General features: G+C 37.2%; 14 protein-coding genes and 1 pseudogene. 7 read left to right on the top strand and 8 right to left on the bottom strand.

Features of this window, described 5'->3' with window-relative positions; translation table 11 throughout:
• Positions 1-158: 158 nt before the first annotated feature.
• Together ACW0TQ_RS09235 and ACW0TQ_RS09230 are read left to right on the top strand one after the other, a co-directional pair.
• A pseudogene (locus tag ACW0TQ_RS09235) lies at positions 159-347 on the top strand (CAP domain-containing protein); the annotation flags it as partial.
• Between the two features lie 344 nt (positions 348-691).
• Complete coding sequence (locus ACW0TQ_RS09230; protein ID WP_455725595.1) at positions 692-2,158, top strand: UDP-N-acetylmuramoyl-L-alanyl-D-glutamate--2,6-diaminopimelate ligase; 1,467 nt, start codon at positions 692-694, stop codon at positions 2,156-2,158.
• A gap of 82 nt (positions 2,159-2,240) precedes the next feature.
• Here the strand turns inward: ACW0TQ_RS09230 and ACW0TQ_RS09225 are convergent, their stop codons facing one another.
• The 3 genes from ACW0TQ_RS09225 to ACW0TQ_RS09215 form a co-directional block, all read right to left on the bottom strand.
• Positions 2,241-3,137, bottom strand: a complete 897-nt coding sequence (locus ACW0TQ_RS09225) for an NAD(P)/FAD-dependent oxidoreductase (protein ID WP_042532806.1) — start codon at positions 3,135-3,137, stop codon at positions 2,241-2,243.
• Between the two features lie 240 nt (positions 3,138-3,377).
• Positions 3,378-3,704, bottom strand: coding sequence for a magnetosome magnetite crystal formation protein family (locus ACW0TQ_RS09220; protein WP_455725594.1), 327 nt, complete (start codon positions 3,702-3,704; stop codon positions 3,378-3,380).
• Positions 3,705-3,816: 112 nt separating this feature from the next.
• Complete coding sequence (locus tag ACW0TQ_RS09215) at positions 3,817-4,713, bottom strand: NAD(P)/FAD-dependent oxidoreductase (protein WP_042532800.1); 897 nt, start codon at positions 4,711-4,713, stop codon at positions 3,817-3,819.
• A 356-nt stretch (positions 4,714-5,069) separates the two neighbouring features.
• Here ACW0TQ_RS09215 and ACW0TQ_RS09210 point away from each other — a divergent pair, with 356 nt between their 5' ends.
• Positions 5,070-7,112 carry a HelD family protein gene (locus ACW0TQ_RS09210; protein ID WP_455725593.1) on the top strand — a complete coding sequence of 681 codons (2,043 nt, stop codon included), beginning with the start codon at positions 5,070-5,072 and terminating at the stop codon, positions 7,110-7,112.
• A gap of 129 nt (positions 7,113-7,241) precedes the next feature.
• Here ACW0TQ_RS09210 and ACW0TQ_RS09205 read toward each other — a convergent pair whose 3' ends face one another.
• From ACW0TQ_RS09205 to ACW0TQ_RS09195, 3 genes are all read right to left on the bottom strand, one after another.
• Positions 7,242-7,952: an Rpn family recombination-promoting nuclease/putative transposase gene (locus ACW0TQ_RS09205; protein WP_455725592.1), complete on the bottom strand. Its 711-nt coding sequence runs from the start codon at positions 7,950-7,952 to the stop codon at positions 7,242-7,244.
• Positions 7,953-8,131: 179 nt separating this feature from the next.
• Positions 8,132-8,365: a hypothetical protein gene (locus ACW0TQ_RS09200; protein WP_455725591.1), complete on the bottom strand. Its 234-nt coding sequence runs from the start codon at positions 8,363-8,365 to the stop codon at positions 8,132-8,134.
• Between the two features lie 4 nt (positions 8,366-8,369).
• Complete coding sequence (locus tag ACW0TQ_RS09195) at positions 8,370-8,804, bottom strand: small multi-drug export protein (protein ID WP_042532794.1); 435 nt, start codon at positions 8,802-8,804, stop codon at positions 8,370-8,372.
• Positions 8,805-8,906: 102 nt separating this feature from the next.
• Here ACW0TQ_RS09195 and ACW0TQ_RS09190 point away from each other — a divergent pair, with 102 nt between their 5' ends.
• Positions 8,907-9,734 (top strand): MerR family transcriptional regulator, encoded by an 828-nt coding sequence (locus tag ACW0TQ_RS09190; RefSeq protein ID WP_332094204.1) that lies wholly within the window; start codon positions 8,907-8,909, stop codon positions 9,732-9,734.
• Positions 9,735-9,965: 231 nt separating this feature from the next.
• Here the strand turns inward: ACW0TQ_RS09190 and ACW0TQ_RS09185 are convergent, their stop codons facing one another.
• Complete coding sequence (locus ACW0TQ_RS09185; RefSeq protein ID WP_332094205.1) at positions 9,966-10,319, bottom strand: ArsR/SmtB family transcription factor; 354 nt, start codon at positions 10,317-10,319, stop codon at positions 9,966-9,968.
• A 232-nt stretch (positions 10,320-10,551) separates the two neighbouring features.
• On the opposite strand from ACW0TQ_RS09185, the gene ACW0TQ_RS09180 reads away from it, so the two are divergent.
• The 3 genes from ACW0TQ_RS09180 to ACW0TQ_RS09170 all read left to right on the top strand — a co-directional run bounded on the left by ACW0TQ_RS09180 (position 10,552) and on the right by ACW0TQ_RS09170 (position 12,826).
• Positions 10,552-11,550, top strand: coding sequence for an NADP-dependent oxidoreductase (locus ACW0TQ_RS09180; RefSeq protein WP_455725651.1), 999 nt, complete (start codon positions 10,552-10,554; stop codon positions 11,548-11,550).
• A 230-nt stretch (positions 11,551-11,780) separates the two neighbouring features.
• Complete coding sequence (locus ACW0TQ_RS09175; protein WP_341172806.1) at positions 11,781-12,320, top strand: PadR family transcriptional regulator; 540 nt, start codon at positions 11,781-11,783, stop codon at positions 12,318-12,320.
• 20 nt (positions 12,321-12,340) lie between these two features.
• Entirely contained in the window at positions 12,341-12,826 is a 486-nt protein-coding gene (locus ACW0TQ_RS09170) for a DUF4188 domain-containing protein (protein ID WP_332094207.1), read from the top strand.
• A 63-nt stretch (positions 12,827-12,889) separates the two neighbouring features.
• Here ACW0TQ_RS09170 and ACW0TQ_RS09165 read toward each other — a convergent pair whose 3' ends face one another.
• Positions 12,890-13,078, bottom strand: a complete 189-nt coding sequence (locus ACW0TQ_RS09165) for a twin-arginine translocase TatA/TatE family subunit (protein ID WP_042532785.1) — start codon at positions 13,076-13,078, stop codon at positions 12,890-12,892.
• Between the last annotated feature and the right edge of the window lie 45 nt (positions 13,079-13,123).

The raw sequence follows: 13,123 nt of genomic DNA, 5'->3' as shown, positions 1-13,123 counted from the left end.
CAAGTAAGTACATATCAAGTTAACCAATCCGTTTTAATGTTTTCAGAAATTTCTTTTTAATATTGGTACGCTTTTTCATCTATTTAATACCTCTTTCCTTGTATAAATAAACCCTGTTTTATAAAAAATCCCTTTATAAGATATGAGGCAGTTATTTTTCTAACGAGAACCTGGCCTATGGGCAATTCAGCAGCGTTTTTGCTCATCAGGGTTTAATGAATTCCGAAGGGCACCGTGAGAATATATTGCAGGATAACTTTACTGAATTAGGAGTTGGTGTCGATTTTAATGATGACAATCAGCCATTTTTCACAGAGAATTTTTTAAATGATCAGTGGTTATACTAACGCCCAAACAGCTATTTAAAAGGGTGACATCCATTGGTTCTGGAAGAGAAGAAATATATTTACTTTGAATTTGCCTTTGCTCTTCTCTTCCTACATATAATGATAATAAATTATTAACGCATCTGCGTTATAAGCTTTCCTTACTAGAAGAATCGCCATATTTTAAAGCAAATACTTTGAAATTTTTACAGCCTCTCTTCTATCGGGATTTCCCATGACGAATTTATTTCTTCTCGATGGCAAATTACCTGCCCATCATTATAATAAATTATCTTCAAATGGCAAAACCTAAGGTAATATTACATTCTCCCGTATCATTCCCTATGTTTAAGAGGTGACAACACATGAATTTACAACAACTATTGAAAAATATTAGTAAACCGATGAGTATACCAAATATGATAATCAATAAAATAACAACAAATTCCAAATCTGCAGATAAAAATGACTTATTCATCGCTATAAAGGGATACAGTTTTAATGGTCATGATTTTATTAATCAGGCAATCAAGGCCGGTGCGGTTTGTATTATAGGAGAAGAAGACCTCCAAGAGTTATCCGTACCATATATTCGAGTTCCTGACAGCCGTCTGGCTTTAGCTGAAATAGCTTCTGAATTTTACGGAAACCCCGCAAAAGACAAAAAAATAATTGGTATCACCGGTACAAACGGGAAAACCACGACAGCTTATATGATAAAACATATTTTAGAGGATTCTGGTCATACATGTGCCATGTTTGGATCCGTAAACACGATAATCAATGGGGAAACGTATCCTTCGCTGAATACAACACCCGATGCGCTGAGCCTGCAAAAGCACCTGGCAATAAGTAAGGACGAATTTGTTATTATGGAGGTTTCTTCACATGGAATAGCGCAGGGCAGGATACATGGAATTGAATTTGATTTTGGTCTGTTTACCAATTTAGATCACGACCACCTTGATTATCATCACACGATGGAAGATTATTTCTTAACCAAAGCCAAAATGTTTGAAGCATTAAAAGACCATGGGTATGCGATTATCAACAACTATAATGAATGGGGAGCAAAGCTTAGCAGCATACTTCCATCCCGTAATTTCTCCTTAATTACTTTAGGGAATAAAGAAAGCGATGCGCTAAAGATAAATAAAATAACCCCTGGTTTTTCTGAAATCTCCTATAAAGGATGTAACCTTCCCCTTCAATTAACTATCCTGGGACAGCATAATACGTATAATGCGGCGATGGCATTCTTGACAGCCTCGCAAATAGGCGTCCCCATTCAGCAAATCATGAAATCATTACGTACATTCTCTGGTGTTCCCGGAAGATTTGAACTATTCAAGCGTTCAAATGGGACAACAATTGTTGTAGATTATGCCCATACTGCAGAAGCTTTTTCTAATTGTCTTACCACTGCTAAAATCGAGGGCGCCGAAAAAGTTTTTCATGTTTTTGGTTTTAGAGGAGACAGAGATTCCAGTAAAAGAAATAAAATGATAACTGTTTCTAAAAAACTGGCGGATGAAATCATTCTTACATTTGATGACTTAAATGGCGTCCCCTCTGCTGCTATGCTCCAAGAGCTCAATGAACTAAACGAAGGACAGGTTATTTCAGATCGCACCTTAGCTATACAGTATGCTATTGAAAAGGCAGCGGAAAAAGACTGGGTAATCATCACGGGGAAAGGAAATGAACGTTATCGCTTGGATTTCAGATTGCCGGTGAGCTCCGATAGAGAAACTGTGGAGTATGTTTTGCAAAAAGAAGGGAAAAGGGTGTTAGAAAAGGAACATTTAAAACTGCGTAATTTATTAAAATAGCTGCGAATAAAGTGAAACCTCATTCCGCGAGGGTTAAAAAGAAAATCCCTGCTGAATAAGGTTTCACTTATCAATTTATGATTTAAAATGTTTCCTCCACAAAATCACTAATCACCCCTATCGCCGCTTTACTCCCTTCACTTGCAGCAATAATCAGCTGCGGCGGACCAGATGCATTATCTCCGCCGGCATAAATCCCTTTGATACTTGTCCGGCCTTGCGAATCTGTTTTAATTCCACCCATCTCGTTCAGCTCTAAACCCAGGCGCTCAGCAAAAGGGGCAGCCTGCTCCATTTTATAAGATATAAAACCTGCTTCTTTATACAATTCGTTTCCATTCTTAAATAAAATTGCTTTTAATTGCTCATTTTCTCCTTGCAATCGTAAAATTTCATCATCAATAACCTCGAATTGCTTTTGCTTCAAAATATCTCTTTCTTCAGCGGAGAAGCTTTCTTTGCCATTTGTGCAAATGACTATATCTTTATTCCAATTGGAAATCATTTTTATACCATGAAAAGAAAATTCTCCATCAGCAATATAAACCAGCGGAATGTCTTTTAGCTCCCACCCATCACAGAAAGGGCAGGCAAACAGGCTCTTTCCATAAAAATCATGGATTCCTTGGATATCAGGCAATACATCCTTCAGTCCTGTTGCCAGAATAATGGTTTTTGCTTCGTAATCCTTCCCTGCTTCTGTGTGAATGCGAAAAGGAGAAGCAGCCGAATCTATATCGGTCACCCGGTCTTTTTGAATCACTATATTCGGATACTTTTTTAAATCTGCATGGGCCGCTTCCCGAAACTCAGCTGGTTTTACACCATCTCTGGTAATAAAATTATGAGATTCCTGTGTGACAGCATTGCGCGGGGCATCATCATCCAATAAAATCACTTCTTTTTTTCCTCTGCCTAAAACAAGAGATGCATTTAACCCGGCAGGGCCTCCCCCGATAACAGCACAATCATATACCAATATAATCTCCTCCTTCGTTACGCAGGTTCTGTTTTGCGTAATTTTTATTAACTATATCGTAATGATTACGATTTATCAAGTAAGGAGATTCTTTCTTATCCATTCTTTGATTCAAGCAGAAGCTGATGAGATTCTTTTTTACTTCAATCTGTACTATATGTAAAATAAAAGAACCTATAGAAAAATATCCCATCATCTATAGATTCTACTTATTTTTATATTTCATTTCTAAATTCGTTATTAAGAGCTTAGTACCTTAATCCCTTTAACAATATTCCAGATAAAATAATAAATATCAATGATAAAGCAAATAGCTATCGCAATTATCATTGCAATAAATAATCTGCCGCTTACTTCATCTGTCCAAACTTGTCCGATGCCAATTGAAAAGATAATGATTCCTGCAATAATGGTTGCGATAATTGGAATAAGATGTGTCCATAAGGCTTTCTTCGCGTGCCCTTTTGTTTCCTCATCTCCAAGAATCCATACCAAAATCGGAAATAAAAATGGCGCAAAAAAGATACTAAAATAACATAATGATGATAATAATTTATTCCCTTCCATCCAATAAACTCCTTCAATATTCTCTAATAATAAGGAAGTTATTTTATCATTTCCTTCCTCAAAAATACACCCTCTTTTAATGATAAAAGGGTGTATGTAAACAATAAATTATTTAAAAGTTTTCTGCCACGTAATCACTGAGTACACTTATCGCCGCTTTGCTTCCTTCAGCCGCAGCTACAATCTGTTGAGGCAGACCGCCAGCATTATCTCCTGCAGCATATACACCTTTCCTGCTTGTGCGTCCATAGGGATCTATTCTAATTCCCCCCGCGCCATTGGATTCTAAACCCAGACGCCCGGCAAATGGTGCAGCCTGCTGTAATTTATACGAAATAAACCCGGCTTCGCGACGGAGTTCCTTCCCATTCTTAAATTGAATGCTTTTTAATTGCCCGCCTTCTCCTTGCAGCCGCAAAATTTCGTCTTCTAAAACCGGAATATTCTTTTGTGCTAGGATAGCTTTTTCCTCTGGAGATATACTATCCTTCCCATTTGTGCAAACAACAATATCCTTGCTCCAATTCGAAACCATTTTCACACTGTTAAAAGCATGTGGATATGCAGCAATATAAACCAATGGAAGATCTTTCAGCTCCCACCCATCACAGTACGGGCATCCGAAAAGACTTGTTCCGTAAAATTGTTGGATACCTTCTATCTCAGGAAGAATATCTTTTAATCCCGTTGCCAAAATAATTCTTTGCGCATCAAAGACCTGCCCTCTCCCTGTTTGAATCTGAAAATAAGAGGCAGCAGGAACAATATCAACCACTTGATTTCTTTCAACGGAAACCGTTGGATATTTATTTAAATCTTCATAAGCCGCTTTTTTAAATGCTGCTGGATGAATCCCATCTCTGGTAATAAAATTATGAGATTCCTGTGTTATGGCATTACGAGGTGTATCGTCATCAAATAAAATAATTTCTTTTCTACCCCTGCCTAAAACAAGTGATGCATTTAATCCGGCAGGTCCTCCTCCAATAACTGCGCAATCATACAACATGATGATTTCCTCCTTTTTACTGCAGGATGAAATTTCGTAATGATGAATTTACTATAAAGGAATCCATGTGCTTTATCAAGATGGAAGTCGATATAATTCACATCATAGGAAAATGAAACCACTTCGAATAATTCACTGTTATCCACAAAGCTTCTCTGCTTGAATTAGATTTACATTTTTATTCCAAAAAAACACTTGAAAAAGGATTCGCTTCTTCAAGTGTTTTTCCATTATATGTAATTTTATTTTTTGGCATGACTGTATTTAATAGTATACATCAACGAAATATATAAGTCTATTTTTTTCTTAATTTCATTGCTAAAATGAACAAGACATTCAGTTAAGGGGGATTCGCAATGGCATTTGAGGAAGAAAAAAAGGAATTACATGAAACCTTATCAATTATCAACAAGCAATATGAACGTTTAGCCGAAATACCGGAATATATCGGCGATGATTTCACAGAAAACGTATTGGAAGGCAGCCGACAGCGTGTAAGAGAATCTCTGACGATTGCTAAAAAGGAACCCTATTTTGCCCGTCTTGATTTTAAAGAAGAAGAAAAGGAGGAAGTGAAAGCCACCTATATCGGGAAAGCCGGTGTTTTTGATGAGCACACCGGAGATGTTCTGATTACGGATTGGCGTGCCCCGATAGCCAGCCTGTTCTATGGCTTTAGCGGGAGTGAGGATGACGTCTATTATCTTTCACCAGACGGCATCGTAGAAGGTGAAATTTATTTAAAAAGAAATATCGTCACTTACAATCAGGAGATGCAAAGAGTGGTAGACCGCTATATTCGTGGAGAGCAGGAGGCTTCCGGAGGAGATGAATTCTTATTATATAAGCTGGAAGACCAAAAGGATAACAGACTTCGTGATATTGTTGCGACCATCCAAGGAGAGCAGAATGAAATCATCCGTTATCCTTTAAACAAGGCTGTTATCATCCAAGGTGTTGCCGGAAGCGGAAAAACCACTGTGGCACTGCACCGATTAGCTTATTTATTATATGAATACCGGGAGCAATTAACGGCGCACCGGATGATTATTTTTGCACCGAATACCATCTTTCTTGATTATATTTCACAAGTATTACCGGAATTAGGGGTCGGAGATATTGTCCAGACCACCTTTCCAAAGTGGGTCATGACCTCCATCATCGATGATCCGAAATGTAAGCTGGAATCTCTCAGTGAAAGAAGGAAGGCTTTTTTTGAATCCGGCACAGCAGAACAGAATAATTGGAAAGGCTCTTTAGAATTCCAGCAGCAAATCAGGGAGCAGTTATCGCAACTAGAAAAGGATTGGATTCCGGAAGAAGATTTTATTCCCTGGGAAAATAAAAAAGGTGTTCCCTTAGAACAAATTAACACTTGGATTGAAGCTGATTTTAAAGGAAATCCAGCCACTAAAAAATATGATAGGCTTAAAGCAAAATTAACACGCTGGATTGAAATAGAAGCAAAGATGTATGAAGAGAAAAAAGAACAGGAGCAAGCCCGTAAAGACGGCAAAAAGGAATTAAGAAGATATTTACGGAAATGGAAAAAAAGAAAACCTTATGAACTGTATGCACAAATCTTAAAAAAGTTGGGAAGAACGGACCTTTTGCCGCCTAAGGATAAAATAACTTTAGATGACCTGGCTCCCCTGCTCGATATTCATGATTATTGGTATGGAATTGAAAGAGACGAGCGATTTGATCATGTGGTGATTGATGAAGCACAGGATTTTTCACCCTATCAGGTTTCTGTATTGCATGCACGGACTAAAACAGCGTCATTTACGATATTAGGAGATTTAGCACAAGGTATTCACAGCAACGAAGGAATTGACGAGTGGGAAAACTTTATTGACCTTTTCGGCACATCCCGCTCGAAATTCTTCCAAATGACAAAAAGCTACCGCTCCACTTATGAGATTATTGCGTTTTCCAACACCATTCTCCGTCATCTTGCCAATCGTCCGGCCTATGCAGAACCGGTATTTCGAAGCGGTGAGGAGGTACAGATCCAACAAGTAGATACAGAGGAAAAATTAGAGAAAATCACAAGCTGGATACATGATATGAAAAATAAAGAGATGAAGACCATTGCAGTTATTCTAAGATCGGAAGCTGATTGTAATGCGGTTTATCCAAAGCTAAAAGAAAAGATTCCAGAGTTAACCATGATTACTACCGAGGATAAGTCGTACGAAGGAGGCATTTCCTTATTGCCTGTATATGTATCTAAAGGACTGGAATTTGATACGGTATTAATGGTCGATGTTGATGAAACGCGTTATCCAGTGACAGAGCAAACCGCAAAATTATTATATGTTGGCTGTACCAGAGCGCTGCATCATTTATCCGTTATTCACAGCGGAAATGCATCGAAGCTGATTTCTAATGTATAAATATTGAATTAGACAGAGATGAAAAGCAATTCATTTGGCTGGTGGAAGTTGCTTTTTATTTCAGTATAAAAAGTGGGCAGTTTGAAATATAACCTGCTCACTTTTTTTATACTATAGCATGCGGATTACTTATTCTTCTTTTCCTTGCTTGCCTGCAAGCTTTTTAATCTCTGCTTCGCTGTACTCTGTAATTTCTGCTACTTCGCTGATAGACATGCCCTTTTTTATCAATTTTAAAACGATTTCTTGCTTTCCTTTCTCTATGCCTTTTTCTATCCCTTCCTCTTTTCCTCTCTCAAAATAAGAATTCGGCAGCTGCAAAACCATGTCTTTTTCCTCCTCCGGCAAGTTCTCCATTTGCTCCATCATTTGTGCCGGGTTGATTTGCATCCGGGTGATCATGCGCAGAAACTCCAGCTTCACCTGAACCCGCTCATGCTCTTCATATCCCATTTGACTGAGCAAGACTGCGGCGGCCGGGTTGTCTGATTGAATATATGCTTTCCAGTTTTTCTTGATTAAGTGTAATTGTAAAAAGTTAAATTGAAGGACGTCTTGGGTGGGGGGATCGATTCTGAATTGTGTCGGTTCTTCTTTTTTCCTATTATAACTCAAAACAGCAATGGGTTGAATCGGTTTGCGGTCTTTGGCGTAAAGGTAAGAAAAATAGAGAAACATTCTTTCGGGAAAATTTGCTTCATGAGTTGATTGCGCTTCGGTATGAATATGGAGTATTTTGTCTTCGTGATTCAGCTTTACTGCTGCGAGAACGTCAATTTCTTTCTTGCGGCCATTGATGTAGTCCAGATACACTTCTTGTTCGATAAAGTGAAACTTCATTCAGCGGTATTCTGAATGGGACTGCGATTACTCGCCCCATCAAAACCGCTGTTAGTTGAACCAATCGGGCCGTTACTGGCTGTTAGACCTTCCACTTTGAAATAACAGATTTTCTTATTTTTGATGTGGAAGTCTTACAAAAGCACTTCGGTGGGACGAGTAACCGCAGTCCCAGCCAGTTACACTGCGGGGAAGATGGCCTTGGAGAAATCAATGTGAGGGTGGAGATTGGGGAAAAATGCTTCGATAAACTCTTCAAAAAACTCTTGTATCAGCTTTTTTGTCAGCCGATGATGCTTCATGTAGTCTTTTTCTAGAATTAATGGTACTGTGAACAATAGACTTGAAATAAGCAGCACAAATATAAATCCACCTACTCCGGCTGCATAGGTGGATTTATATTTCTGCTGCATTTTATCAGCCTACAAAAGCGACACCATAATATGTCAAAACTGCAATAACAATCCCATATACCAAAATACTTGCACCAGCGGATATGAATAACTTCACTTTATTCATCCCTATTCCATTGGCAATCACTGCAACAGCCCATGAACCAATGATCGGTGTCAGCAACACAACAACTAATGGTCCTTGCTTTTCGATACGATATTTATATTTGCTGTTTGCTAATTTATCCAGCCATTTCTTAATACGTTCTGATTTTGCAAGAAGCTGATAGAAAAAAGCAATGAACGGGACCGGAAGAAAATTCCCAAAACTGGACCAGATAATGGAAGAAACCGCATCTAATCCCATCACCATCGTAGCTGGAATTGCAATATATATTTCAAACATTGGAAAGAACCCAATAAACCATGCAGTAGCCGCTAAGCTCAAATAATTAAACATAAATTATACTCTCCTCTTTCTTTACACTACATTTTCTTTATTCCTATAGTATAATATAAAGTATATGGTTACCGTATACTCAAGCGTAAAGTTGGTGATGAAATGGATTCTTCCAAAAAAATGATGACAACTGGAGAATTTGCAGATTTATGTGAGGTCAAAAAGCAAACGCTATTCCATTATGATGAAATTGGTCTGTTAGAACCGGAATACAAAAATGAAAATGGATACCGTTATTACACGATTCAACAAGCTGAGGCTTATAGCGTGATTGATATGTTAAAAGAAATCGGAATGTCTTTGGCGGAAATCAAAGACTTTTTACATTCCAAAAACACAAAGAAGATTACTGATTTATTAACGGAAAAAGAAAAACTGGTGGATATAAAAATACGGAAAATGCAGCGTATCCAGCACCTCATTAAAAATCAGAAAAGGCAAATGGAAGAAGCATCACAATTAGACCTTGATCAATTTACTATCGAGGATATGAAGGTAGAACAGATTGTATTAAGTGAAAATATTTTAAATTATTCTCATAAAGACATCACAAAAATGGTTATATCGTTTATGAAATATGTAAAACAAGGCGAAATCAATGTGGAAAATTGGGGTGCTCTTATTCGCCACGAACAAATAGAAACAGGAGATTATTTAAATTATTCCTATTTCTATTTACGTGAGAACCAGCTTCATTTAACAAAGACATTTGAGAAAAAAGCTGGAAAATATGTCATTGGCTATCATAAAGGAAGCTATATGCATACGTATCAAACATATGAACAAATAAAAGATTATTTGAAGGAGACAGGATATCGTATTTGTGGTGACAGCTTTGAAGAGTATCTCTACCTAATGGATGGAAGCAGCTTGAATGTAAGTGCAAATTACGTAATTAAAATAATGATTGAGGTAGAAGAAAATAACTGAGCGACTTTGCTTGCTGTATATATGTTTAATATGAGTTATATTGATAAACCAATACACTCATCGTCTTTATACTAATAGAAAACACGGCCCCATCAGTCCCTCTAGACTGCGAGGGTCAATTAGAATAGACCCTTTAAATTCACATAATCCAGCTTCTACAATTGCTCAACATATTGCCGTCCTAATATCCTCGCTATATTCAAGCTAATCGGTCAGCACAAAAAATTCGTTTCACACTTCCTCTTTCCCTTCTGCCATGACCGACATAACATTATCCAGCAAATCCCTCAGCTTTTTCATTTCCGGCACTGCATTGCAAAGATAGTAATAATTCTTTGTTCCCTCCCGGCGGATATCAACGATTCCAATTTGTTTCAAAATCTTTAAATGATGTGATACAGCTGGTCGTGACAGCTTCGTTGCTTCTGTTAAATCAATTACACGAAGCCCTTGGCATCCATTGCAAGCATGGTCATTCAATAAAGCAACAATGATAATTTGTCTTTTTTCATCCCCTAAAGCGATAAGAAAATCCTTTACTTCATCAAATTCATTTTTTAAATTCTCTATTTTATTTGTTTTCATATACATCCTCGTTTCATTTGAATAATCAATCGTTCAAATTATTAAACCATTAAATTTTTATTACGTCAATAGCATGGATTCGTTGTGCATAATTAGAAAATGATCTTTGAAGTTACTTTTCATTTGATTAGTTGACATTTTTTAAAAATCAAGCTATCATACATTATTAGTTCAAAAGTTTAAATGTTTAAACCATTATTCTGATAAGGAGATTTATCAAATGAAAAAACAAATGAAAGCAATGCTTATTCATAAATATGGACAAAAAAATATGCAATTGGAGAATATTCCTATTCCTGAAATATCTTATGATGATGTATTAGTAGAAATTCACGCTGCGAGTATTAATCCGGTTGATTTCAAAATTAGAGACGGAAAATTAAAGCCGCTCATCAACTATAAAATGCCATTGATTCTTGGAAATGATTTTTCCGGAACAGTCCTCAAAACCGGGAAAAATGTAACGAAATTTAAAGCTGGGGATTCTGTTTATGGACGTCCAAGAAAATCAAGGATCGGTACTTTTGCTGAATATATTGCTATTCATGAAGATGATATTGCACTCAAACCAGAAAACGTAACATTTGAAGAAGCAGCGTCCGTACCATTAGTCGGGTTAACTACCTATCAGGCATTTCATGAGATATTAAATCTTAAGCCGAAAGACAAAATTTTGATTCAGGCAGGCTCTGGCGGAATTGGAACCTTTGCGATTCAATTAGCTAAAGAGATGGGAGCTTACGTCGCTACAACCGCAAGTAGTGCCGGGAAAGATTTAGTAGAGAGCCTGGGTGCAGATAAGGTCATAAATTATCGGGAAGAAAATTTTGAAGAAGTATTAGCTGATTATGATTACGTATATGATACCTTAGGCGGCGATGCTCTAGTTAATTCGTTTCAAATCCTGAAAGCCGGCGGAAAAATTGTATCAATCTCCGACCTCCCAAATGGCCGCTTTGGAAAAGAGAATAATTATCCTTTTTGGAAAACAATCGCTTTTAGATTGATTTCAAGGAAATTAACAAAATTAGAAAAGCAATATCAAGTGCAATATAACTTTTTATTCATGAAGCCCAGCGGCGAGCAATTAAATAAAATCAAAGAACTTATCGAGGCTGAAAAAATCAAACCATTCATTGATCGGGTTATTCCTTTTGAAGATGTACAAAAAGCAATGGAATATTCCGAATCAGGCAGGGCAAAAGGTAAAATTGTTATTAAAATCAAGTGACTTGTTCTTGATGTATGTTTTAATTATATCTTTCTCTCTTTAACCAGCACGGCAGAAGCTTTTTCAATAAGGTGATGCCCTGCTGGTTAGCTTTTTCATATTAGAAGGTATATACGAACCGAACTAATTGAAAAAACATAAAACTATTATTCCACTCTTTACTTCCAGCCCAAATTCATTTATTATATATCTAAATGATATATATATCAAAAAGATATAAGGTGAGACAAATGCAAAAATATAATGACAGCACATACGCCATACTTGGCATTTTAACCACAAACTGTCGTTCAGGCTACGAAATAAAACAGTTTATTGATAATAGCCTGAATCATTTTTGGAAAATTAGCTATGGACAAATCTATCCGACATTAAAGCGGCTGGAAGAAGAAGGTTTAGCTACCGTTCAAACATTAGTACAAGAAGGAAAACCGGAGCGCAAGGAATATTTTCTGACAGAGAAAGGCAAAGATGTTTTAAAAAATTGGCTGGAGCAGCCGTTAACGCAATTGCCAGTCGAGCGGAATGAAGTATTGCTGAAGCTGTTTTTTGGCAGGCATCAGACAAAGGAACAAAGTCTCTATCTGTTAGCGGATTATAAGCAAAAGCTAGAGAAGCTGTATCAAACATATGAAGGAATTGAAGAAGGTATTTCCCGCCATAACACGAATCATCAGGATGCAAAATATTGGCTGTTTACTTTAGATTATGGAAAACGTGTGACGGAAGCTGCTATCGCATGGTGTGACGCCACAATTAAGGAACTCTAATTTTTAAGGAGGAATCATCCATGGGTAAAAAAATCTACTCTGGCAGGTATACTACGGAAAATGATCAGGATGTTGTTGTTTTTATTATTGGGATGCGTATCAATAAACGGCTCGCGGTCCGGAAGTGGGGACCTGTGTTTACAGCCATGCCCGGTATGATTAGAGAATTGTATGAAAACCAGGAGGAATTAGGGTTTCTTTCCATGGAAAGCTATTTTGGTCTGCGCACTACCATCATGGTTCAATACTGGCGTTCTACAGAGGATTTGCTCGCTTATGCCAAAGGAAAAAAACATTTGAAAGCATGGCAGAATTTCAACAAGAAAGTTGGGGAAAATGATGCTGTCGGCTTCTATCATGAAACCTATCAGATAAAAGCCGGGAGTTATGAATCTGTCTATCGAAATATGCCCTTATTCGGCATGGGAAATGCGAAAAAGCATATTCCTATCACAGCACAGCATAATTCGGCACGTAAACGGCTGCAAGGCGTAAAATTAAACTAATTCCGTTTCTTTTCCCTTCACAAAAATAAACTCCAAAGACATTTTGGAGTTTATTTTTTGTAATCACGATTTATCTTTTTGCTCTACATTCTCGGACTTATCCTCCATAATATCATTCGCCGTGCTCTTAAATTCTCTTAATGTTTCTCCAGCCGCTTTACCAATCTCCGGTAATTTTTTCGGTCCAAAAATGATTAATGCCAGAACAACAATAAGGATTAATCCAGGAATTCCTATGTTTGCTAACCCCATTAAAAATCGCCTCCAGCTCTTAATGGATTTTTTACATTAAACCTT

Source organism: Oceanobacillus sp. M60 (genome assembly GCF_053839645.1).
Note: the sequence above shows the minus strand (reverse complement) of the source record. Positions and strands in the feature narration are given on the sequence as shown.